The organism is Aquitalea sp. USM4, assembly GCF_004328945.1.
GTDB lineage: Bacteria > Pseudomonadota > Gammaproteobacteria > Burkholderiales > Chromobacteriaceae > Aquitalea > Aquitalea pelogenes.
This window is the reverse complement of record NZ_CP029539.1, coordinates 399,272-423,438: the sequence shown is the minus strand read 5'-3', so window position 1 is coordinate 423,438 and position 24,167 is coordinate 399,272. Positions and strand designations below refer to the sequence as shown.

The window sequence follows — 24,167 nt, the reverse complement described above, 5'->3', positions numbered from 1 at the left end:
CTGCCGGTTGCGCTGTGATGGGTTGAATATAAAGCTGGCCAGACCCGACTGATATTGGGGAAATCCGTCGCAGTGCTTTTGCCCGCTTCAGTGGCCGGTCATGCTATTCACTGTTCTGTTTGAGGATCTGCTGGTAACGGCCATCGCGTTTTATCTGCTCCAGTGCCTGGCGGAATGCCTCTACCGTGGAGGCTGGTGTTCCCAGGCTGAATGCCATGGACATGCCCTGGGGCAGTTGCTTGAACACAAAGGCGGTCTGCAGCACCTGGCCGGGTTGGTCATGCATTTGCTGCACGGTGGAATAGGCTGTCAGCTGGTTGGCCGCCCACAGTGTGATGCGTTTGGCGCGCAGCATCTGGTAGCCCTCGCGATACGAGGAAAAGACTTCCAGATGGGTGAATCCGTGTTCTAGCAGGTATTTTTCCTGATAAGAACCATGCAGTACGCCAATCGCGTAGTTCTGATAGTCAGCCAGTTTGCCGTTACGGGGAATGCGCCCGCCATTTTCGGTCAGCATCAATAACACCGGCGGCGAGTGGATGACCTCGCCTACCCATTGAAAGCGATCTTCCCGCTCCGGTGTTCTGGCCATGGCGCATACCAGTGTGTTGGGCTGATTCAGGCCCATGGTCAATACCCGGTTCCACGGATAAAGGTGCACCGTTTCACTCAAGCCCAGTTGGCGGATGATCAACTGCACGACATCAACCACGATGCCGTGCGGCTGACCGCCAGTCTCGCTGGAAAATGGTGGCAGATTATCTTCACAGGCAATGGTGAGTGTGCCTGCCTGTGCCACGGGCAAGGCCGAGCACAGCATCAGCAGCGGAATCGACAGGGCAGGGAGAATGCGTTTCATCTCTTTACTGTAGTTGTTGCCCTCGGGGCGGCAAGTGAAATCGCTGAGTCGTATTTTGCACTGCAGCATGCGTGACGATGGCTTATCATGTCGGCTTTAACATCATTGGCTGATATTGCTTCATGATTGTCCGATCATCCCTGAGCTGGTTTCGCTTGCTGTTTGTCTGGCATGGCTCAGTCCTGCCGCGCATCATGCCACGACTGTTGCTGGTGTTGTTGATTGCCGTCATGTCAGCCGGCGCCCGCCACTGGTGGCTTAGCAGCCATGCGGATTCTGCGCTCAGCATTCCCACCTTCACCTTGCTTGGCGTGTCGCTGGCCATTTTTCTGGGTTTTCGCAATTCAGTCAGCTACGACCGCTTCTGGGAAGCCCGCAAATTATGGGGTGGCCTGCTGATTGTCAATCGCTCCATTACCCGCCTGCTGTTGTCTGCCGTACCGAAACATCCGCTGACTGCCGAGGCGGCAGATTTGCTCTGTGCCTTTGCCTATGCACTGAAGGCCCAGCTGCGGCGGGAGGATGATTGCCAGCATCTGCAGCGCCTGATTGCCCCCGGCCTGCTGGACGAGGTGCAAGCGGCCCGCTTTGCGCCGGCCATCATCCTGCGTCGGCTGGGAGAGCTGGTGCAGCAGTTGCAGCGCGAGGGCTGCCTGAACGAGTGGCAATGGCAGGCGCTGGACCGCAAGCTGGACACCATGTCGGAAATCCTGGGCGGTTGCGAGCGCATAGACACCACGCCGATTCCTTATACTTATCGCGTCCTGCTCAATCGCACGGTCACCATCTACAGCCTGCTGCTGCCGATGGGCCTGGTCAGCAGCATAGGCTGGCTGACGCCTCCCATTGCCGTATTCATTGCTTACACATATCTCGCGCTGGAAGTGATTGGCGAAGAACTGGAAGAGCCGTTTGGTCGTGAGGGAAATGATCTGCCACTGGCTGCCCTGTGCCATACCATCGAATCCGCCGTGCGCGAAATGCAGGGCCTGCCGGTGACGGTGGAAGCGCCAAAGCCGCAAGGGGTGTATCTGCACTAATAGCTGCAATCAAAAAACGTGTGGCGACGTTACGCCGCCTTGTCATTACTTTACTGTCTGCGTCGTTGCGCCTTGCCCCTGCGCCGTTTCCCTGTTGTTTGCTGCACTCGATCAGCCCGGAGCCGGTGTGTGCGTTCTGTCAGCAGCAGTAGGGCGGTGCAGGGCGGATGGCGCTGGCAATAAAAAAAGCCCGGTGAAATCACCGGGCTCAAGGTCAGTGTGCTCCTGAACTGATTCAGATGGGGTTTTGCAGCTGGCCCAGAATCTGCGGGTTTTCCAGCGTCGAAACGTCCTGTGTGATTTCCTCGCCCTTGGCAATCGAGCGCAACAGACGGCGCATGATCTTGCCGGAGCGGGTCTTGGGCAGGTTTTCGCCAAAGCGGATGTCGTCCGGCTGGGCGATCTTGCCGATTTCGTGGGCTACCCAGTTCTTGAGTTCGGCCGCAATCTTCTTGGCTTCGTCGCCTTCCGGACGGGCGCCCTTCAGTACTACGAAGGCCACCACCGCCTCACCCTTCACTTCGTGCGGCTTGCCTACCACAGCGGCTTCGGCCACCAGCGGGTTGGCCACCAGCGCGGATTCGATTTCCATGGTGCCCAGACGGTGACCGGACACGTTCAGCACGTCGTCGATACGGCCCATGATCCAGAAGTAGCCGTTTTCGTCGCGGTTGGCCGAGTCGCCAGCCAGGTAGTACTGACCATTGAACTCTTCCGGGAAGTAGGTTTTCTTGAAGCGGTCCGGGTCGTTCCAGATGGTACGTACCAAGGACGGGAAAGGCTTCTTGATGACCAGGAAGCCACCGCGGCCCGGTTCCACCTGCGCACCGGATTCGTCCACGATGTCGGCAATGATGCCCGGCAGGGGCAGGGTGCAAGAACCCGGCTTGGTGGGTACGGCACCCGGAATCGGCGCAATCATGGCCGAGCCGGTTTCGGTTTGCCACCAGGTATCCACGATAGGGCAGCGGCCACCGCCCACCACTTCGTAGTACCACATCCAGGCTTCCGGGTTGATCGGCTCGCCCACGGTGCCCAAGAGGCGCAGGCTGGACAGGTCGAACTGCTTGGGCAGGTCGTTGCCCAGCTTGATCAGCGAACGGATGGCGGTCGGTGCAGTGTAGAAAATGCTGACCTTGTGTTGTTCGATCATGCGCCAGAAGCGGCTGGCATCCGGGTAGGTCGGCACGCCCTCGAATACCACCTGGGTGGCACCGATGCCCAGCGGGCCGTAGCAGATATAGGAGTGACCGGTGATCCAGCCCACGTCGGCGGTGCACCAGTACACATCATTCGGTTTGTAGTCAAAGGCCCAGCGGAAGCTGTTGATGGCGCCCAGCAGGTAACCGGCGCTGCTGTGCTGGATGCCTTTCGGTTTGCCGGTGGAGCCAGATGTGTAGAGGATGAACAGCGGATCGTCCGCCAGCATCCATTCCGGTTCGCAGGCTTCGGCCTGGCCTTCCACCAGCTTGTGCCACCATACGTCGCGGCCGTCGGTCCACTGTGCGCCGCCATTGGTACGCTGGTAAACCACCACGTTCTGTACCGACTCGCAGCCTTCCAGTGCCAGGGCTTCGTCCACGGTGGCCTTCAGCGGAACGGTCTTGCCGCCGCGCAGGCCCTCATTGGCGGTAATCACCAGCTTGGCGCCGGCATCCTGGATACGGTCACGTACCGCGCCGGCCGAGAAACCGCCGAATACCACCGAGTGGATGGCACCGATACGGGCGCAGGCCTGCATGGCCACGATGGCTTCAATCACCATCGGCATGTAGATGACCACACGGTCGCCCTTGGCAATGCCCAGGCTCTTCAGGCCATTGGCAAACTGGCAGACGCGACGGTGCAGTTCGGAATAGGTCACCCGGGTCACTTCGCCATCATCTGCTTCGAAGATCAGCGCGATCTTGTTGGCGTTCAGCGGTAGGTGACGGTCCAGGCAGTTGTAGGAGACGTTCAGCACACCATCGTCAAACCATTTGAAGAAAGGTGCATTGCTGTCATCCAGTACCCGTGAGAAGGGTTTTTTCCAGGTGATCAGCTCGCGTGCCAGGTCCCCCCAGAAAGCCAGGTAGCTGTCATCAGCCTGTTCGCACAGCGCATTGTAGGCCTCCATGCCAGACACAGTGGCCTTGTGGCGGAAGTCATCGGACGGCGGAAAGCTGCGGGTTTCTTTCAGAATGGACTCGAGGGTGGACATAACTTCTCCTTATGTTTTGTCTTGCTGTAGCCGCATCCCGCAGGATGCGGCCCCAGGTGTAACGATTAGTGCTTGGAAGCGCCGGAGGCGCCGATGCCGGTCATGGAGCGAACGAACTGGGCATCAAACTTGGCCTTTTCTTCAGCAGCAGACTTGGAGTTGTCGGTCACCGAGAACAGCCAGGTGGTCACGAACGCCAGGGTGATGGAGAAGATGGCCGGGTTCTTGTACGGGAACAGGGCAACCGGATGCTTCATGATGTCAACCCAGACGGTCGGTCCCAACACGATCAGCAAGATGGCAGAAACCAGACCGATGAATCCACCCATTACAGCACCACGGGTGGTCAGGCCCTTCCAGAACATGGACAGGAACAGTACCGGGAAGTTGGCGGAAGCCGCGATGGAGAAGGCCAGACCCACCATGAAGGCAATGTTCTGCTTCTCGAACACCAGACCCAGCACGATGGCGATGACGCCCAGTACTACAGTGGTGATCTTGGATACGCGGATTTCGTCAGCTTCGTTCGCCTTGCCCTTCTTGATAACCGAAGCGTACAGATCGTGCGAGACGGCAGAGGCACCGGACAGGGCCAGACCTGCTACAACGGCCAGGATGGTGGCGAAGGCAACTGCAGAAATGAAGCCCAGGAACATGTCACCGCCAACCGCATTGGCCAGGTGAATGGCGGCCATATTGCTACCACCGATCAATTGGTGCACTTCCTTGCCGTTCTTGGTGATGGTTTCCATCATGCCCGGCTGGTTCAGTACCAGCATGATTGCGCCAAAACCGATGATGAAGGTCAGGATGTAGAAGTAACCGATGAAACCAGTGGCATAGAACACCGACTTGCGGGCTTCCTTGGCATCAGACACGGTGAAGAAGCGCATCAGGATGTGCGGCAGGCCGGCAGTACCGAACATCAGCGCCATACCCAGAGAAATGGAGTCAACCGGATCAGCCTTGCCCGGTGCCATGATGGCAGCGTGCTTGGCGTGAGCGGCAACAGCCTTCTCGAACATGACCTCCGGGCTGAAGCCAACGGTGGACAGCACCATGAAGGCCATGAAGGATGCACCACACAACAGCAGTACGGCCTTGATGATCTGTACCCAGGTGGTAGCCAGCATGCCGCCGAACAGCACGTAGCACACCATCAGGATGCCCACCATGATTACTGCAGAAGAGTAGCTCATGCCGAACAGCAGCTGGATCAGCTTGCCGGCACCTACCATCTGCGCGATCAGGTACATGGCTACAACCATCAGGGTGGATGTCGCTGCAAAAGAGCGTACCGGAGTCTGTTGCAGGCGGTAGGACGCCACGTCGGCAAAAGTGTATTTACCCAGGTTGCGTAGACGTTCGGCTACCAGGAACAGAATGACCGGCCAGCCAACCAGAAAGCCGATGGAGTAGATCAGGCCGTCATAGCCCTTGTCGAACACCATGGCGGAAATCCCCAGGAAGGAGGCTGCCGACATGTAGTCACCGGCAATGGCCAGGCCATTCTGGAAACCGCTGATGCCGCCACCGGCGGTATAGAAGTCCGAAGCAGAACGGGTACGGCGTGCCGCCCAGTAGGTAATGCCCATGGTGAAGGCCACAAACACCACGAACATGATGATGGCGTGCCAGTTGGTGGCCTGTTGCTTCACATCACCTTCGATGGCGCCGGAGGCGAAAGCCAGGGCAGGAAACAGGGTCAGGGCTGCCAGAGCGAGAGAGCCAGTGCGTTTTGTCATTGTTGTGCCTCCTCAACGATCTCGCGGTTGAGCTGGTCAAACTCGCCGTTGGCCTTGCGCACGTACAGGCCGGTCAGCACGAAAGCAGAAAGAATGATCAGGATCCCTACCGGGATGCCAACAGTCATGGTCATGCCGGGGGCGAGCGGAGCACCCAGCGTTGATGGTGAAAATGCCAGAATCAGAATGAAGCCATAGTAAATGGCCAGCATTACGATGCTGAGCTGCCAACCCAGGCTTGTCTTCTTGTGAACAAGCTCTTTGAACTTCGGGTTGGACTGTACTTTCTTGAGTACGTCCTCGTTCATTGCATCCTCCTTTGTCGTAACGATCGTCTGACCGCTGGATGAAACATAAGGGACGAAAGCTGGGCACCGCTAATCGCTTTTTTTGATCAGCAAAATTTGTCATGTCGATGTTGCGTTGCAAAAAATATTAAAAAACAACAAGTTGCAATGGTATTTTTGCTCCATTTCCCCTGTGGTTTGTGCGGTTTTTTTGTGTGGGAATACCGGAAAATGTTGTGGAAGATGTGCTATTGAAGCCAAAATGAGGCAGCAGAACATGTCGTACAAACAGAAAAATGTAGTTCATTTACTACAGGCAGAGAGAACAGGTCGTACATGGAAATCTATCAGTTGAGGACCTTTGTCACCGTGGCCCAGCAAGGGCATCTGACCCAGGCCGCCGAATTGCTGCATTTGTCCCAGCCTGCCGTGACCGCACAGATCAAGGCGCTGGAAGAAGAAGTTGGCATGCCGCTGTTTGAACGGACTGCCGGTGGGGTGACCATGACGCGGGCAGGACAGGAACTGTTGCCGCAGGCGCAATCCATCCTGGCCTCAGCCCGGGAAATACTGAATCACGCCAAAACCCTGAAAGGGCAGACCGGTGGCAAGGCACTGGTGGGCCTGACCCTGACCCCGGCGACACTGAAAATGGGGCAGTGGGTGGCCGCCCTGGTGGAAAAGTACCCGCTGCTGGACCTGCGCCTGCAACACGGGGTAACCGGCGAGGTACTCAACCTGGTCCGTAAAAAGGAACTGGATGCTGGCTTTTATCTGGGCAAAAACCCCTACGTCAATGTCAATACCGTGCTGCTGACCAATTTGCCGTTTCGCATCGTGATGCCCCACAACTGGCAAAACCGTATTGACATCCACAATCACAAAGACCTGGGGCGCTTGCCCTGGATAGGTCTGTCGCAGTTTTCCAGCTTGTCCAAGATCACTGCAGAACTGTGGCGTGAACTGAATATTTCTCCGAAGAAGGTGACAGAAAGCGACAACCTGGCTTCCATTCTGGAACTTGTCGCCTGTGGCGTCGGTGTGGCACTGGCGCGTGAGGAAGAGGCGCTGGAATGGGAAGCCGCCGGGCGGTTGACGGTTGTGCCCGGTGTGCGCAAACTGGCTGAGCTTCAATTCGTTTATCCGTCAGACCGGGTTGGCGACCCCATACTGGAAGCATTGCTGCACGAACTGATTCGCGTCTGGGAACTCAGCCCCGCCACCGCGCATTGAACCCCGCCTCACCGACAAGGATCTTCCATGGCCTACGAATGGTTTGCCAGTGCTTTCGAGCGTTATCTGCGTACCATGGAGCTCAGCCAGCGCCGCTTGCTGGATGCCCAGCAGGATGCTTGTATCAGCTGGGCCGTTGCATGGCTGCAAGGGCCGGCCTTGCCGGAAGGCGAACTGCAGAACCGCATCGACAGCAGTCTGCTTGGCAGTGTGTCCCTGATGCAGGCACACGCGGACAACCAGCGAGACCTGATGCTGGCAACCGAAAAGTCGCTCAATGACATGCACAAGCGCCTGCTCAGCCAGCTGGAGCAGTCCGGTAACCACCCCTCATTCACCGTGATGAAACAGGCGCTGCAGCTTGGGCAAAGTTCTGGCAATGCCGTGAGCAAGATGAGCCGTCAGGTAGGCCACTTTGCCGCCACCAGCTTCTCCTCCGCCTCACTCAACGCCGCCCGCGACATGCGCCGGGTATTGCGTCGGCAAAAACCCTGATTGGCTTCAGGTGTTTATCCGCCCGGGTCGCGACTAGAATCGGGCAATGCAAGCACTCACTTCCCTGACCTTCGGTCAACGTTTTCTGCAGCTGCCACCGGTTTTCCACCGTTCGGTCCAGCCCCAGTCACTCAGTCAGCCGTATCTTGTTGCGGCCAACGTCTCCCTGTGCGAGCAACTGGGTATACAGCCCGAAACACTGGATACGCCTGCTGCCGTGGCTTTGCTGTCGGGCAATCGGCTGGCAGATGGCATGCAGCCTGTGGCGGCTGTGTATGCCGGGCATCAGTTCGGTGTGTTCGTCCCGCAACTGGGAGATGGCCGGGCGCTCTTGCTGGGTGATACGGCAGACATCCATGGCCATCGCTGGGAATGGCAGCTCAAGGGGGCCGGACTGACTCCCTTTTCCCGGATGGGCGATGGTCGCGCCGTATTACGCTCCACCATCCGCGAATACCTGTGCAGCGAAGCCATGCACGGGCTGGGCATCCCGACTACGCGCGCACTGGCCATGGTGGGCTCGCCAGATCCGGTTTACCGCGAGCAAGTCGAGACCGCCGCCGTGCTGACCCGACTGGCAGAGAGTTTCATTCGCTTCGGTAGTTTCGAAGTGCTTTATCACCGTGGTCAGCATGATGAAATCCGTATCCTGGCAGACTTCCTCATCCGTCATCATTTCCCGGCATGTGCAGAACAAGTGCAGCCCTACGCAGCATTATTCAGCGAAATTGTCGCTCGCACCGCAAGCTTGATTGCGCAATGGCAGACAGTGGGCTTCTGTCATGGCGTGATGAATACCGACAATATGTCAGTGCTGGGGCTGACGCTGGACTACGGCCCGTTTGGCTTCATGGATGGCTTCAATGCCGCGCATGTATGCAATCACAGCGATCATTCCGGACGCTATGCCTACAACCAGCAACCACAGGTTGGCTTGTGGAATCTGCATTGCCTGGCATCGGCCTTCTTGCCGCTGGTGGACGAGGAAACCCTGCTGTCAGCCCTGTCCTCTTATCGGGAACAGTATGCGCAGTGCTGGATAAGGCTGATGCGCAGCAAGCTGGGCCTTGTTACCGAGCTGGAAGAGGATGATGCCCTGATCGAGGCATTACTGCTGGCCATGCATGCACACCGGACGGATTACACCGTGTTCTTCCGCCGGCTGGCGGATTTTGTGGCCGGTGAGGACAATGCACCGTTGCGCGATCTGTTCCTGGATCGCAGCCTGTTTGATGACTGGGCTGCGCGCTATGCCACGCGTTTGCAGCTAGAGTCAACACCGCAGGCCACGCGCAAGGCGGCCATGCTGGCAGTCAACCCCAAATACATCTTGCGCAATTATCTGGCTGAACAAGCAATACAAGCCGCTCAACAGGGCGATTTCACCCTGATAAACCGCTTGCATGATTGCCTGCAACATCCATTCGACGAACAGCCAGAGTATCAGGACTTTGCCGCTGAACCACCCGCCTGGGCGACGGAAATCAGCGTCAGCTGCTCCAGTTGAATCCCGCGCTTATTCCCTGTCCCGCTTCAAGCCTGTCTGCTGCCTGCTGAAAGCCGCTGCCCGATTCCAGATGCACTCCATGACGTGCCGTGTGTTCTGGATGGCCAGCGGCTTCATTCTTTCCCGCTGCTTCCCGCCCGTATTCTTCTGACTATTGAGTGCGTTTATCTGGCCGGTACATCCAGTATCTGCCCGGAATGCGTATGCATTTTGTCCTGATATTCAAATGTCTCTGGCCAAAGTGTTTTGAATATTCTGTATTTAATTCTATTTTTTCTGACTATCAATGGTATTGATCGTGAATTGCTTTTGATAATTCACTTTTGATGCGGTGTATTGCTAAGTTGCAGATGTGGGATTTTATTATTGCTGCTAATAAGGTCAGTTTTTCATGCTTGTATGGTGCTTGGGTTTGTAATACTTTCATCGGGTTGATTAATAGGATGTAGGTCCTGCTTATATTATTCATCAAGGTATTTTTATTGATATATTTGCGGTACTTGTTGCTTTGATTGCAATAGTGTTGAACCGATAAAGGTGGCGGAATGAAAAGTATTATTATCACCCGGCCGGGAAGTCTGTTATTGGCAGATGAAAAAATCCCTGCTCCTGCCGCGCATGAAGTCCGGGTCAAGGTGAAATATGCCGGTGTTTGTGGCTCTGATGTGCATATTTATCGTGGTCATAATCCCTTCGTCAGCTATCCACGGGTGATAGGGCATGAATTCTTTGGCATTGTTGATGCGGTCGGAGAGTCTGTCGACACTGCCCGTATCGGTCAGCGTGTGGTGATTGATCCGGTCATCAGCTGTGGTTGCTGCTATCCCTGTCGGATGGGGCGCCCAAATGTCTGTCTGAAGCTAATGGTACTGGGCGTGCATCGTGATGGTGGTTTCAGCGAATATGTCTGCGTACCTGCCGCAAATATCCATGAGGTACCATTGAATATTCCAGATCGGCATGCCGCCCTGATTGAACCATTCAGTGTTGCGGCAAACATGACTGCTCAGTTGCAACCAGCCACAAATGATTCAGCCTTGATTTATGGTGCTGGCCCTATGGGATTGGCGCTGGTACAGGTATTGAAAAATGTTTATCAGGTTGGCTCGGTGATGGTGGTGGACCGGATTCCTTCGCGGCTGGAGATGGCGATTGAATGCGGGGCTGATGTGGTCATCAATAATCTTCAGTCATCCGAAGCTGATTATCTGCAAGGCATCCGGTGCCAGCCGACACTGATTATCGATGCGGCGTGTCATCCTGCCATTTTGTCACAGGCGATTACCTTGGCATCTCCTGCCGGTCGTATCGGTATCATGGGTTTTTCTGATGCAGAAACGGTGATCCGGCAAAAAGACATAACCAGTAAAGAGTTGTCGATTTTCTCTTCCCGTTTGAATAGTGCCCGCTTTCCCCAGGTTATTGAATGGATGGCCGCTGGCAAACTGTTTCCGCACATCCTGATCAGCCATGATATGGAGATGGAACAGGTAGAGCAGGCACTGACGCTATTTGAGTCTAATCCGGATAGCTGCTGCAAGATTCTGCTCAGATTTCCTGATTGATAAATGGATGGATTGGTAATTTTGGGGGTGTGATGTGAATACCGATAATGTCCTGGATCAGCAAATCAAGGAAAGTGATACTTCCGGCCTGGTCAAGACTGCTGTTTCAGGCTGGTTGGGAACGGCTCTTGAATTCATGGATTTTCAGCTTTACTCCCTGGGCGCTGCACTGGTTTTTCATGAAATATTCTTTTATGGACAAAGCCGGGCCATGGTATTGATCCTGGCCATGGGCACATATGGTGCAGGTTATCTGGCACGTATTGTCGGTGCCATCATTTTCGGACGCATGGGAGACCGGGTTGGTCGCAAGAAAGTACTGTTTATCACGATTACCATGATGGGCTTGTGTACAACCCTGATCGGTGCACTGCCTACTTATGCGCAGATCGGCATTTTTGCGCCGATATTGCTGGTTATCCTGCGTATTGTGCAAGGATTGGGTGCCGGAGCGGAAATATCCGGTGCCGGCACCATGCTGGCAGAGTCAGCACCGCAGGGTAAACGCGGCATCATTTCTTCATTGGTAGCCATAGGGACAAATTGCGGAACCTTGCTGGCAACGGCGATCTGGGGTGTTCTGTTTTATTTGCTGGATCGTCAGCAACTGATGGAATGGGGATGGCGCATTCCGTTCTTGTCCAGCGTCGTGGTCATGGCATTTGCCATCTGGCTACGTGCCAACCTGAAGGAGTCGCCTGTTTTCGTGCAAGGTGTGAATCAACGGCATGTGCATGAAAAATCGCATGAAAAGCCGGCTGCCGTGGAAGCGGATGATGGCGGGTTTGCTGCCATGTTCCGCAGTCGTGCATTCTGGCTTGCGACCACCCTGCGTTTTGGACAGGCCGGAAATTCCGGTTTGATTCAAACCTTCCTGACCGCTTATCTGGTTCAGACCCTGCTGTTTGACAAGAGCATTCCGACGGATGCCTTGATGATAAGTTCGGTCATCGGATTCCTGACGATTCCATTAATGGGATATTTGTCGGATCGCTTCGGCAGAAGGCTTCCGTATATTGTGCTGAATGCTGGAGGAATATTGCTGGCTTATCCATTGCTGTCATTAATCATGGATCAAGCCCAGGATATCAGCACCATCATGCTGTGCATCATCATCATTCACAATATTGCCGTACTGGGATTGTTTGCTCTGGAAAACATTACCCTGGCCGAATTGTTTGGTGCCCGGCAGCGTTTTACCCGTATGGCGATATCAAAGGAGGCCGGAGGCCTGGTGGCGGTTGGTTTGGGCCCGCTGCTGGCTGGTATCTTCTGCCATTTGACTAACAGCTGGTGGCCTGTGGCGGTCATGGTCATGTGCTATTCAATGGCAGGCCTGATGGCGGCACTGTTGATGCCGGAAGTCAAAGACCGCGACCTGACCATCATGCAGGATGCAGCCGTCTGAGCCGGGTTGCCCAGTTGTATTGCCGCGTTGTGAGTACTGTGGTGCTTGTGTTGTTTCCTGAGGAGTACCCATGCCAGATTCGTCTTTGTCCACCAAGCATTTGCAGCCACCTTACCCACGTGAAGCCCTGCGACCCAGATTATTGCATCTGGGTTGTGGGGCGTTTCATCGCGCTCATCAGGCGGTGTTTGCCGACATGCTGGCCAGCGACCATGCCAGTGACTGGGGCTACTGTGAAGTCAGCCTGACGGATAGTGGCGGTACGATTACTGCCTTGAAAGGGCAGGACTTTCTCTATGCAGTGGCAGAAATGGATGGGAACGACTGGTCATGCCGGGTTGTGGGCGTGGTCTGTCAGGCACTGAGCCTGCGTGAGGATGGCTTGTCGGCCGTTGTTGAGGCGCTGGCGCAGCCTGAGCTGGCCGTGGTGACGCTGACCATTACCGAGAAGGGTTATTGCCATTCACCCGCCACCGGCCAGTTGCAGATGGAACATCCCGCCATCCGGCATGATATTGCCAGCCCCTGGCAGCCATGTTCTGCTCCCGGAGTGTTGCTGGCTGGTCTGCGTTTGCGTCGTGAGCGTGGCTTGCCCGGCTTGACCATTCTGTCTTGCGACAATATGCCGGCTAACGGTGTCGTGACAAGGCAGGTCATGACGACGCTGGCCAGTTTGCAGGATGCAGACCTGGCTGCCTGGGTGGAATCGCAGGTGGCATTTCCTTCCAGCATGGTGGACTGCATCGTTCCCATGGTGACCGCAGAAACCCGCAGTCGCATCCGTGACTTGCTTGGCGGTGTCGATGACCCGGCCGGTGTGGCTTGTGAACCTTATCGCCAGTGGGTGATAGAAGACTGCTTTCCCTACGGGCGACCGCCATGGGAACGGGTTGGAGTCAAGCTGCTTGCCGATGTGCAGCCTTTCGAGGAAATGAAGTTGCGCATGCTCAATGGCAGTCATTCCTTTCTGGCGTATCTGGGATGTCTGACCGGCTATGTGCATGTCAGCGATTGCATGCAGGATGCTTGCCTGGTGAGGCTGGTCCACCATTTGATGGTGGAAGAGCAGGCGGTCACATTGGTGCAATGCCCGATAAAGCCTGAAGAGTACGCCGCGCAGCTGCTGACTCGCTTTCGCAATCCCGCTTTATTACACCGTACCTTGCAGATAGCAATGGACGGCAGCCAGAAATTGCCACAGCGCATGCTGGCGTCCATTCGTTTTCATCTGGCGCATGGCAGTCGTTTTGACTGCCTGGCACTGGGGCTGGCGGCATGGATGTGCTTTGTCAGCCGTGTGGATGAGCAGGGGCAAGTCATATCCGTGTCCGACCCGCTGACCGGGGAAATAGGCCGTCTGCTGTCCAGTAGAACGGAAGGTGAATCTGCGGTACGGGCATTGTTGAAGCTGGAGCAAGTGTTCGGGACCGATTTGCCGGCCAATACGCATTTTGTCGAGCTGCTTGAGCAGCAGTTCCAGCTATTACAGCAGCATGGTGCCAGGGCCTGCATCGCATTGTTGTGCCATTGGCTTGGACTGACCGTTACCTTGGCCTGATGTCACAGGCAGGCTACAAGATTGCCATGTCCTGATGTTGTGAAAAAAGCCCCGCCGGATTGCGCTGGCGGGGCTTTTCATATCCGCAGTAAATGCGGCCGGAACGACTTAGTGCAATACCAGCAAGGTAAACGGCGGCAGATAGGCCATCGCCGTTACCACCAGGCCGACCAGGCAGGCCAATGCCAGCGAGTGGAAGAACACATAGCGCAGGATCACACCTTCCTTGCCGTAATACTGGGTTGCAGTCGAAGCCACCACGATGGACTGGGCGTCGATCATCTTGCCCATTACACCACCGGCGGAGTTGGCCGCAGTCATCAGCACCGGCGACAGGCCCAGCTGGGTAGCGGATGCCTTTTGCAGACCACCGAACAGCACGTTGGCGGCGGTATCGGAACCGGTCAGTGCCACGCCCAGCCAGCCCAGCAGGGTGCCGAAGAAGGGGTAGAGCACGCCAGTGTGCGAGAACGCCAGGCCCAGGGTGATGTCCACGCCGGAGTAGCGGGTCAGGTAGCCCAGTGCCAGCATGGCCACGATGGTGATCAGCGAGTAGCGCAGCGACCAGAAAGTCTGACCGTATACCTTGATCAGCTCACTCGGGCGATAGCCCATGATCAGGCCGGACAGGATGCCTGCCACCAGAATGCCGGTACCGGTGGTGGACAGCAGGTTCAGCTTGTAGATGGCTGCTTCGACATGCGGCTTGGCCACAACCGGCGGCATCTTCTGTACCAGGTTGTGCAGGCCGGGCCACTGGATTTCCATGGTGAAAATGGAGTCCAGCAGTTTTTTCACGCTTGGCGAGCCCCAGGCGAATACCAGCACCGACAGGATCAGCCACGGCAGCCAGGCACGGATCACGTCACCAGTGGAGTAACCATGCTTGGGTTGCAGGGCGGTCTTGCCTGCGGCTTCGGCAGCAGCACCGGCCATGGTGCCGGCGGTGGAGGTGTATACCTCTTGCGGGTGCCATACCTTCAGGAAGAGAACCAGCGCGGCAATCGAGCACACCGAGGCAATCACGGCAACCAGTTCCGGCCCCATGGTGTTGGAGACGATCAGCTGCGGAATGGCGAAGGACAAGCCGGCCACCAGGGCGGCAGGCCAGATGCGCAGGGTGTTCTTCCAGCCGCAGAAGGCAATCAGCAGCCAGAACGGCACGATGACGGCGAAGATGGTCATCTGGCGACCCACCATGGAGGAAATCAGCATCACGTCGATGCCGGTCACCTTGGCCAGGGTGGTAATCGGTGTGCCCAGTGCACCGTAGGCGACCGGTGCGGTATTGGCGATCAGCGACAGGCCGGATGCGGCCAGCGGCGAGAAGCCCAGGCCAATCAGCATGGCACCGGTAACGGCTACCGGAGTGCCAAAGCCACCAGCGCCTTCGAAGAAGGCACCAAAGCAGAAGGCAATCAGCAGCAGTTGCAGGCGACGGTCTTGCGTGACGCCGGTAATGCTTTCACGCAGGATGGCAAACTGCCCTTTGCGTTCGGTCAGCTGGTACAGGAAGATCACGTTCAGGATGATCCAGCCAATCGGCAGCAAGCCGTTGGCCGCACCCATCAGGGTGGCGCTCAGCGCCATGCTGCCGGGCATTCCGAAAATGCCGATGGCGACAACGAGCGAAGTGATCAAACCCATCACGGCTGCAATGTGAGCCTTGATATGAAAAATGCCGAGCGCGCCCAGCAGCACGATGACCGGCAGCGCTGCGCACAGCGTAGACAGCCACGGGTTGCCCAGTGGGTCGTAAACGTGGGACCACATGATGGTTCTCTCCAATGATTGTTGGCGTTGATCGGGCGCAGCCATCGCGGCTGTGCCCCATTCGAGCGTTCCGCCTGTTTTTGTACTGGTGGCGGATGCCGCAACTGTAGTGATCAAGCATCAAATCGTCATTTAGGGCTTGCCCTTGCGGGTTTACCCTGTGTCTGACGATGGGGAGAGAGGGCGAGCGAGGGTCAGGCAGCGGTCAGCGGGGCGCTGCTTTCGCCATCCAGAGCGGATAACTGTCGGTGGTCTGCGGCTTGGTCACGCAAGCGGAAGAAGGCAACCCGTTGCTGCAAGGCTTCAGCATGCTGCAGCATTTCCCGCGAAAGTGTGGCCATGTTCAGCGATTCTTCAGCATTTTGCACTGAGGAATAGCTTAATTGGTTCAAGGACTGTGAAATCTGGCTGATGCCCAGGTTCTGTTCTTGGCTGCTGCTGTTGATGTGTTCCACCAGGCGACGGGTCTGGCTGATGATGTCTTCCAGAGTACCCATGGCACTACCGGCATGTTCGGCCCGACTCATGGTTTGTTGCGACAGTTGCTGGATTTCCTGCGCCACGTCCTTGCTGCGCTGGGCCAGTTTGCGAACCTCCTGTGCCACCACGGCAAAACCCTTGCCGTGTTCTCCGGCGCGGGCGGCTTCGATTGTGGCATTCAAGGCCAGCAAATCCGTCTGGTAAACAATGTCGTCGATCTGCTCTATGCACTGAATGATATGGTGCAGGGCCTGCACCGTGTTTTCTACCAGCAAGCGGCCTTCACGGCTGGCATCTACCGCTGCAATGGCTTGTTGTTCGGTTTGCTGGGCGCTATGCATGGTGGCATCCAGCGTGGAAGAAAACTGCTGCAAGGTGGTGGCAATTTCCTCCAGATGGGCCGCCTGACTGCTGGTTTGGTCTCCGACATGGCTGGCAGCATGTTCTACCTGTCCGGACAAGGTGCGCATGTCGGTCGCAGTCTGGCGTATGCCGTGCATGACGGTACTCAAGCGGCTGATCATGCTGTCCAGTACACCACTCATGCTGTGGGGGCTGACTTGCTGCAGACGGCCTTGCCACTGGCCCTCTGCCAGTTGGCCGATATGCTGGCGGGTCTGGGCCGGTTCCGCACCCAGCAGCGCAATCAGCCGGCGATAGCTCCAGCGCAATAACAGGGCCACGACCAATACGGTTCCGAGCAAGGACAGTGACAATAGCAGCCAGTTTTGCCGGTTGCTGCTGGCTGCTTCATCTTCCAGTCGCTGCTGGTATTGCTGGGCCTGAATCACGGCCTTGTCGATAGCCTGGCGGTGTTGTGCATACACCTGCTGCATATGGGCAAAAACAATGTTTACCTGGCGGTCCTGTTTTTTTTGCAGGGCCGGAAGCAACTGCTGATTCAGCAATATGAAAAACTCACGTCCATATTCCTGAGCCTGGCCTGTCAGAGACTCGCGTAATGCAACAGGCAGGTCCTGTTGCTGCCAGTACTGGTAATGCTGATTGAATGCCTGTTCACTGCGCTGTAACTGCCCCAGCAGATGCGCTTGCTGCTCAACGGATGCCAGCCTGAGCTGATGGACGAGGAGATTGGCTTCAATGATGTAAGCCGGTGGCGGCAGGATATCTGCCACCAGATCCTTGGCCTGGATGATGCGGTGGTACTGCGGGCCACCGATGGTGATTTGCCTGATCAGTACTGCCGCTCCCAGCGCCACGGCGGCAAGCAAGCTGGCCAGCACCAGCGTGAGCCAGACAAAACGCTGGCGCACCGAGAAAAAACGGTGATGGTTCTGCATTGGTGTGATTCCCCAAAGCCCGCACATGTCCGGCCAGACCCTGCCTGTTGGCGGGCCTTGTCTGCTGTGCTGCTGTTGTCAGGCATGTCAGGCATGCCATGTTGTAAGTGAGCTTGAGACTGCAGTGGAAATGTCAGCAAGCCCACTTATCAGGAATAGCACATTATTGCCAGAGTGAAGGTATTACATACTGTCCTAAAGAATTGTTTTAAACAGTAGTAGGGGCAGGGGGTGGGCAGAGCCAGCAGCGCGCCTAGTTGCAATTAAGCCGCAATGGCTCCCATTGGTGAGGCTAGTCGTGTTGGTGGCCTGCTATCAGTGCATGAGCCTGCAGACCATTTTCATCCAGCCGCAGATAGCCGCCATGATTGCCGTACCAGTCAGTCAGCACCCAGCGCTGACTGGTCTTGTTGTCTTGCTGATAGCTGTGGCAGGCCGGGCGGTGGGTGTGGCCGTGGATGAGAACCGGCCAGTCATACTGGTCGAGTAATGCCAGAACGGCCAGTTCGGTGACATCGGTAATGGCGCTCAGGCCTTGCTGCTGTTTGGCGGCTTCACTTTGCATGCGTGCCTGTGCGGCAATGGCGTGGCGTTCGGCTAGTGGCCGCGCCAGCATGGCGGCTTGCCAGGCCGGGTTGCGGCTCATGGCCCTGAATTGCTGATAGGCGGTGTCATCGGTACACAGCGCATCGCCATGGCTCAAGAGATAACGCTGGCCATAGGCCTCCAGCAGGTGAGGGTCTTCCAGCAACAGGGCCCCGCTGCGCTGGCAAAAGCCCTCGCCCAGCAGGAAGTCGCGGTTCCCTCGCATCACATAAAGTGGGGTATGGCGGGAGAACTGCTGCATGGCAGCCAGCATGTCCTGCAAGAATGCAGAATCATCGTCATCACCAACCCAGTATTCGAACAAATCACCCAGAATGAACAGGCTGTCGATCTGCCCCTGCCATGCCTGCAAGGTACTCACGAACAACTGCCATAGTGCGGGGCTGTCTTCGCTCAGGTGCAGGTCGGAAATGAAGTGATGGCTCATGATGTTTCAGTAAGGGCAACAATTGTCAGAATGCCAAAGCAAAGCCAGCTCACCCGAAGGGAGCTGGCTTGCTGACAGGGCCGCTAGTGGCCCTGGACGGGATCAGATGATCTCGGCCTTTTCCACCACTACGGCTTCAACCGGCACGTCCTGGTGACCACCGCTACGACCGGTACGCACGGTCTTGATGCGATCAACCACTTCCTTACCTTCCACAACCTGGCCAAACACGGCATAGCCCCAGCCTTGGGTGGTTTCGGACTTGAAGTCCAGGAAGTCATTGTCGGACACGTTGATGAAGAACTGGGCCGATGCGGAGTGCGGGTCCATGGTGCGGGCCATGGCAACGGTGTAGGTCTTGTTGGAAACACCGTTGTTGGCTTCGTTCTTGATCGGATCGCGGGTGTCTTTTTGCTTCATGTCGGCATCAAAACCACCGCCCTGAATCATGAAACCGTTGATTACGCGGTGAAAGATGGTGCCGTCGTAGTGGCCGCTCTTTACGTATTCTTCAAAATTGGCGGCAGTGACCGGGGCTTTGTCGTGGAACAGTTCCAGAACGATATCGCCGAAGTTGGTGCTCAGTTTGATCATGAGGATTCCTTTATTGTCTGAAGCGTACGCTTGATGCGGTGTGCTGAAGGCCAGCCTGTGGCTGGCCGGTGAAGGCGGGTCAGGGTTTGACCACAACCTTCTGGATCACGATGGGCTCGAATGGCACGTCATCCATGCCTTTCATGCTGCCGGTGTGGGTTTTGGCAATGCGGTTGACGACGTCCATGCCCTTGCTGACCTTGCCGAATACAGCATAGCCGATGCCTTGCGGGCTGGGGTTCTTGTAGTCAAGGAATTCGTTATTGGCCACATTGATGAAAAACTGTGCCGTTGCCGAATTGGGGTCGGCAGTGCGGGCCATGGCGATGGTGCCAATGCTGTTTTTCAGGCCGTTGGCGGCTTCATTGGGGATGGGCGCATTGGTTTTCTTCTGTTCCAGCTTGCCGTCAAAACCACCACCCTGAATCATGAAACCATCGATGACGCGGTGAAATACCGTACCGTTGTAAAAACCGGCCTTGGCATAGCTGACAAAATTGGCCACGGTCTTGGGCGCTTTGGCCGAATCCAGGGTAATTTCAATCACGCCTTTGTTGGTGGTCATTTCCACCACCGGCGCGGCGTGTGCCAACAGGGGCAGGGCACACAGGGCAAGGCTTGCGAGCAGTTTTTTCATGGATGTAAGGAGTGCTGTCGGCGGAAACAAAGCCGAATTCTAGCACAGCAGCCGCATCGCGGATGCGGCTGCTTGGGTCGCTTGCTTCAGACGTCAAAACGCAGCGACTTGTCCTCATCTGCATTGTGCATGTGCTTGGGGGCACCTACGATCAGCGGGTCGGCGGCATGGGCCACACGCGGGTCCTTGTTGGGGTAGTCCAGGCTGGCCAGGAAATGGCGGATACAGTTCAGCCGTGCCCGCTTCTTGTCATCCGATTTCACCACCACCCAGGGCGCATCGCCGGTATTGGTGTGGAAGAACATGGCCTGCTTGGCTGCGGTGTAGTCGTCCCATTTGTCCAGCGACTGAATGTCGATGGGCGAGAGCTTCCAGTGTTTGAGCGGGTCATCCCGGCGCGAGATGAAGCGGCGCAGCTGTTCTTCACGGCTGACCGAGAACCAGAACTTGAACAGATGGATGCCGCTGTTGACCAGCATGCGTTCCAGCTGCGGGGTCTGGCGCATGAATTCCAGGTATTCGTCCGGGGTGCAGAAGCCCATCACCCGTTCCACGCCGGCGCGGTTATACCAGGAGCGGTCGAAGAACACGATTTCGCCGGAAGACGGCAGATGTTCGATATAACGCTGGAAATACCATTGACCGCGTTCGCGCTCGGACGGTTTTTCCAGTGCCACCACACGGGCACCGCGCGGGTTCAGGTGTTCCATGTAGCGCTTGATGGTACCGCCCTTGCCGGCAGCGTCGCGGCCTTCAAACAGGATGACGATTTTCTGCCCGGTTTCCTTCACCCAGTTCTGTACTTTCAACAGCTCGATCTGCAGTTCCAGCTTGATCTTTTCGTACTCGGCCCGGCGCATGCGGGTGCGGTAGGGGAAGCTGGCAGGGAGTTCGGCGGTGCTACTGTCTTCGCTGGTACCGTGCGGTGCTTCGGCCACCTGCAGTGCAACCGGCTGCTGGCTGATGGTTTCGATGGCTTTCACCGATTCCTGATGCACGCGCTTGACGTTGCTCTGGCGGCTGCTGGTGCTGCGCGCAGGCTTGCGGCTGGCAGCAGGAGTACTGGTGGTGCTGGTATTTTCCGCGACTGGTGTGGTGTCGGCGGGGGTGCTGATGGCGGGATCGTTATTTTTGTCTTGCGTCATGGTTTTCCCTCATGCTGAAGTGGTCTTGAAACCATGCTACGCCTGTTGAATTGGGGTGTCGATATGCCTCTGCCATGGCGGTTATTCCGCTGGCGGGATACCTGGCTGGCTTGCGCCTGGCGTAGTTGGCGTCGATGATGACAGTACAAACATGCAGGCGCAGCACTGTTTGCAGCCGCTTGCCATCAACGAAAGTCGCACCATGTTCAGTCCGGGATTCCACCCTCGTATTGTTGATACCCTCAAAAGCTATAACCGCCAGTTGCTGCGCGATGACATCATGGCCGGCATTACCGTCGGCATTGTCGCCTTGCCCTTGGCCATGGCCTTTGCCATGGCCAGTGGGGTGACGCCACAGGCTGGCATATTCACTGCCGTGATTGCCGGTTTTCTGGCGGCGGTGCTGGGGGGGAGCCGTTTGTCGGTCACCGGGCCTACCGGGGCCTTCATCGTCATCATCTACGGCATTGTGGCCAAGTACGGGGTGGCCAACTTGCTGATCTGCACCTTCATGTCCGGCGTGATGCTGGTGTTGATGGGCATTTTCCGGCTGGGGCAGGTGATCCGCTTTTTTCCCTTGCCACTGATTACCGGCTTTACCAACGGCATTGCCGTGCTGATTTTCCTGACCCAACTGAAAGATTTTTTCGGCTTGCCGGTGGAAAAAATGCCGGCAGGTTTCTTTGCGGTGATGCAGGTATTGCGTGAGCAACTGGGCAATTTTCACTGGCCGACCTTGCTGCTGTCTGCGGCCAGCCTGCTGCTTATCCTGCTATGGCCGAAGAGACTCAACCGCCTGTTGCCCGCGCCTTTTGTCGCGCTGATTCTGGCGACGCTGACCACCGCCTTGTTCAGCCTGCCGGTGGCCACGCTGGGCAGCAAGTTCGGTGGTATTCCGCAAGGCTTGCCCAGCTTTGGCGGGCTGGACCTGGACCCGACCCATCTGTCCGACCTGCTGGCACCGGCCTTTACCATTGCCCTGCTGGGGGCCATCGAGTCACTGCTGTGCGCGGTGGTGGCGGACAGCATGACGTCCGACAAGCATGATTCCAATCAGGAGCTGATCGGTCAGGGCATCGCCAATATGGTGGCGCCGTTTTTTGGCGGCATTCCGGCGACCGGAGCGGTGGCGCGCACTGCCACCAATATCAGCAACGGCGGTCGCAGCCCGGTGGCTGCCATGGTGCATGCGGTGTTGCTGCTGTTGATTTTGCTGGTGGCTGCCCCGTTGGCGGCGAGCATTCCCCTGGCGGTGCTGGCGGCCATCCTGATTTCGGTGGCACTGAAAATGGGGGACTGGGATATCCGCAAGGCTTTCCAGTTTCCCAAGCGCGATACCGCCGTGCTGATTGTCACCTTTGTGCTGACCGTGGTGTTTGACCTGACGGTGGCAGTGCAGATCGGCCTGCTGATGGCGGCGGTGTTCTTCATCCGCAGCATGGCCAGCCATACCTCGGTCAACCGCCTGTTGCCGGAATATGCGCAGTTGTTCGAGCGCCATACCATTGCCGGCAAACATGTGCCGGATGGTTGTGCGGCTTTCCGGGTGGAGGGTGCGCTGTTTTTCGGTGCGGCGGACAGTGTGGAAATCATTCACCAGCAGGCCGAGCAGGCGCGCGTCATCATCTTGCAGTTGCACCGGCTGGTGATGCTGGATACCACCGGTTTGCTGGCGCTGGACAGTCTGAACGACAAGCTGCGCGTGCAGGGCAAGACGCTGATTCTGTGTGGTGCGACCGATGAGGTGCTGGACATGCTCAAGGGGTCACGGCTGGTGGATGATCTGGGCGCGGACAATCTGCAGCCGGACCTGGCAGCCGCCTTGCAGCGTGCCGAACAGTTGCTGACCAGCGGGGTGGTGTGGGGCTAGAGCTGGCCTTCCTCGCGCAATACCTGCTGCAAGGCTGCAAAACAGCGTGGATCGATAGCCACGTGCAGGTTCTGCTGCATGATGTCCAGTGTTTTGGCTACCGGGGTGGCCGGGTGGTATGGCCGCTCGGCATTGATGGCGTCAAAAATGTCGGCGGTGGTGATGATGCGGGTTTCCAGGGGGATGGCGTCGCCTGACAGACCGCGCGGATAGCCCTTGCCATCCAGTCGTTCATGGTGGGCGGCGGAAACATCGGCCAGCTCGGCAAACACCTGCATGCGGCCAAGGATGGCATGGGTGTAGCTGGCGTGTTTTTGCACGGCGGCCCATTCCTCGGCATCCAGCTTGCCTGGCTTGTCCAGAATGCGGTTGCTCACTCCCAGTTTGCCTACGTCGTGTAGCAGGGCACCGCGTTTTAGCCAGCGGCGGCGTGCATCATCCAGGCCCAGGGTGGCGGCAATACGGTCGGCATAATGACCTACCCGCTGGCTGTGACCGGCGGTGAAGGGGCTTTTGGAGTCGACCACCTGGCCGAAGCCTTCGGCAATTTCATCCAGATAATCTTCATCAACTTCCACCTGATGCTGGGCCGGTTCCAGCTCCAGTACCGCCTGATCGACAGCCGTCGATTCCAGCACCTGCCAGAAGGTTTCGTCACTGGCCACGCTGGCAAAGCAGGCCACCAGCTGTGGGTCGAACCAGTTGCCGGCACGTTGCTGCACCTCGGCCAGCGCACCGGCACGACCACTGGTGATGTGAAACACATCCACCACCTGCGCCAGCAGGGCAATGCGGGCATTGAGCGGAATGGCCTCACCCTGCAAACCCAGCGGACGGCCGGAGCCATCCCAGTGCTCGTCCAGCGACTGGATGCCGCGCGCGACGTTTTCATTGAAACGCAGCTGGCGGGCGATATCCGCACCACGGTAGCAACGGGTCTGGATCAGCTCGTCGGCAATTTCCTTGCCATTGCGCACGATGCTGATAATGGATGCCAGGCGGTCGGCCCAGCCGGCATGGCGACCGGTATGGCTGAATACAAAACCCAGCTTGTCCTGCAGGCTGCTGCCTACCAGTTTGAAGTCTTGCTTAAACTGGCGGTCATCCGCCAGATACAGTTCGCTGATACGGGCGGCATTGCTGCTGCAGCCCAGGTCTTTCAGCAGGATGGCGTAGTACAGTTCCCACAGTGACTGGCTGTCCAGCCCGATGGCACGGCCAATGTGCATGCCTATCCAGCAGCTGCGTACGCAATGGCCTTCAGGTTGTCCTTCGGTGATATCCAGTGCATAGCTGAGCGAGCCCAGCAATTCCGCCAGCTTGAGCGAAGCCCCCATGGTGCATGTCCTGTTTGAATCCGTTTGGCTGCTACTTTAGCTGCCAATCAGGGAGTCTGCCCAATAAAAACGGCATCGCCAGGCGATGCCGTTTTTATTG

Annotated in this window: 19 protein-coding genes; 8 read left to right on the top strand and 11 right to left on the bottom strand. The window is 57.1% G+C overall.

Features of this window, described 5'->3' with window-relative positions:
• Window positions 1-103 precede the first annotated feature (103 nt).
• Window positions 104-859 (bottom strand): ABC transporter substrate-binding protein, encoded by a 756-nt coding sequence (locus tag DKK66_RS01880; protein ID WP_165494090.1) that lies wholly within the window; start codon window positions 857-859, stop codon window positions 104-106.
• Between the two features lie 122 nt (window positions 860-981).
• On the opposite strand from DKK66_RS01880, the gene DKK66_RS01875 reads away from it, so the two are divergent.
• Window positions 982-1,899, top strand: a complete 918-nt coding sequence (locus DKK66_RS01875) for a bestrophin family protein (protein WP_131355059.1) — start codon at window positions 982-984, stop codon at window positions 1,897-1,899.
• 235 nt (window positions 1,900-2,134) lie between these two features.
• Here the strand turns inward: DKK66_RS01875 and acs are convergent, their stop codons facing one another.
• From acs to DKK66_RS01860, 3 genes are all read right to left on the bottom strand, one after another.
• Window positions 2,135-4,099, bottom strand: a complete 1,965-nt coding sequence (gene acs, locus DKK66_RS01870; RefSeq protein ID WP_131355056.1) for an acetate--CoA ligase — start codon at window positions 4,097-4,099, stop codon at window positions 2,135-2,137.
• A 65-nt stretch (window positions 4,100-4,164) separates the two neighbouring features.
• Window positions 4,165-5,844 (bottom strand): cation acetate symporter, encoded by a 1,680-nt coding sequence (locus DKK66_RS01865; protein ID WP_131355053.1) that lies wholly within the window; start codon window positions 5,842-5,844, stop codon window positions 4,165-4,167.
• Complete coding sequence (locus DKK66_RS01860; protein WP_045847092.1) at window positions 5,841-6,152, bottom strand: DUF485 domain-containing protein; 312 nt, start codon at window positions 6,150-6,152, stop codon at window positions 5,841-5,843. Before DKK66_RS01860 ends, DKK66_RS01865 begins: the two co-directional genes overlap by 4 nt.
• 315 nt (window positions 6,153-6,467) lie before the next feature.
• Here DKK66_RS01860 and DKK66_RS01855 point away from each other — a divergent pair, with 315 nt between their 5' ends.
• The 6 genes from DKK66_RS01855 to DKK66_RS01830 all read left to right on the top strand — a co-directional run bounded on the left by DKK66_RS01855 (window position 6,468) and on the right by DKK66_RS01830 (window position 13,897).
• Entirely contained in the window at window positions 6,468-7,364 is an 897-nt protein-coding gene (locus tag DKK66_RS01855; protein ID WP_131355050.1) for a LysR family transcriptional regulator, read from the top strand.
• A gap of 27 nt (window positions 7,365-7,391) precedes the next feature.
• The gene (locus tag DKK66_RS01850; RefSeq protein WP_131355047.1) at window positions 7,392-7,859 is read left to right on the top strand and encodes a hypothetical protein; all 468 of its coding nucleotides are present in this window, start codon (window positions 7,392-7,394) and stop codon (window positions 7,857-7,859) included.
• 46 nt (window positions 7,860-7,905) lie between these two features.
• Entirely contained in the window at window positions 7,906-9,366 is a 1,461-nt protein-coding gene (locus DKK66_RS01845) for a YdiU family protein (RefSeq protein WP_131355044.1), read from the top strand.
• A gap of 545 nt (window positions 9,367-9,911) precedes the next feature.
• Window positions 9,912-10,931, top strand: coding sequence for a Zn-dependent oxidoreductase (locus DKK66_RS01840; RefSeq protein WP_131355041.1), 1,020 nt, complete (start codon window positions 9,912-9,914; stop codon window positions 10,929-10,931).
• A gap of 34 nt (window positions 10,932-10,965) precedes the next feature.
• Window positions 10,966-12,339: an MFS transporter gene (locus tag DKK66_RS01835; protein ID WP_305015404.1), complete on the top strand. Its 1,374-nt coding sequence runs from the start codon at window positions 10,966-10,968 to the stop codon at window positions 12,337-12,339.
• A 70-nt stretch (window positions 12,340-12,409) separates the two neighbouring features.
• Window positions 12,410-13,897, top strand: a complete 1,488-nt coding sequence (locus DKK66_RS01830; RefSeq protein WP_131355038.1) for a mannitol dehydrogenase family protein — start codon at window positions 12,410-12,412, stop codon at window positions 13,895-13,897.
• Window positions 13,898-14,005: 108 nt separating this feature from the next.
• Here DKK66_RS01830 and DKK66_RS01825 read toward each other — a convergent pair whose 3' ends face one another.
• The 6 genes from DKK66_RS01825 to ppk2 form a co-directional block, all read right to left on the bottom strand.
• Window positions 14,006-15,670 carry an L-lactate permease gene (locus DKK66_RS01825; RefSeq protein ID WP_131355035.1) on the bottom strand — a complete coding sequence of 555 codons (1,665 nt, stop codon included), beginning with the start codon at window positions 15,668-15,670 and terminating at the stop codon, window positions 14,006-14,008.
• A gap of 194 nt (window positions 15,671-15,864) precedes the next feature.
• On the bottom strand, window positions 15,865-17,451 hold the full coding sequence (locus tag DKK66_RS01820; protein ID WP_165494089.1) for a methyl-accepting chemotaxis protein: 1,587 nt from the start codon (window positions 17,449-17,451) through the stop codon (window positions 15,865-15,867).
• 292 nt (window positions 17,452-17,743) lie between these two features.
• Entirely contained in the window at window positions 17,744-18,484 is a 741-nt protein-coding gene (locus DKK66_RS01815) for a UDP-2,3-diacylglucosamine diphosphatase (RefSeq protein ID WP_131355028.1), read from the bottom strand.
• 102 nt (window positions 18,485-18,586) lie between these two features.
• Window positions 18,587-19,078 (bottom strand): peptidylprolyl isomerase, encoded by a 492-nt coding sequence (locus DKK66_RS01810; protein WP_045847100.1) that lies wholly within the window; start codon window positions 19,076-19,078, stop codon window positions 18,587-18,589.
• A 79-nt stretch (window positions 19,079-19,157) separates the two neighbouring features.
• Complete coding sequence (locus DKK66_RS01805; RefSeq protein WP_045847101.1) at window positions 19,158-19,715, bottom strand: peptidylprolyl isomerase; 558 nt, start codon at window positions 19,713-19,715, stop codon at window positions 19,158-19,160.
• 86 nt (window positions 19,716-19,801) lie between these two features.
• Window positions 19,802-20,659: a polyphosphate kinase 2 gene (gene ppk2 / locus DKK66_RS01800; protein WP_204377090.1), complete on the bottom strand. Its 858-nt coding sequence runs from the start codon at window positions 20,657-20,659 to the stop codon at window positions 19,802-19,804.
• A 403-nt stretch (window positions 20,660-21,062) separates the two neighbouring features.
• Here ppk2 and DKK66_RS01795 point away from each other — a divergent pair, with 403 nt between their 5' ends.
• Window positions 21,063-22,730, top strand: coding sequence for a SulP family inorganic anion transporter (locus DKK66_RS01795; protein WP_131355025.1), 1,668 nt, complete (start codon window positions 21,063-21,065; stop codon window positions 22,728-22,730).
• Here DKK66_RS01795 and DKK66_RS01790 read toward each other — a convergent pair.
• Complete coding sequence (locus tag DKK66_RS01790) at window positions 22,727-24,067, bottom strand: HD-GYP domain-containing protein (RefSeq protein ID WP_131355022.1); 1,341 nt, start codon at window positions 24,065-24,067, stop codon at window positions 22,727-22,729. The two genes, DKK66_RS01795 and DKK66_RS01790, sit on opposite strands and share 4 nt — an antisense overlap.
• Window positions 24,068-24,167 lie beyond the last annotated feature (100 nt).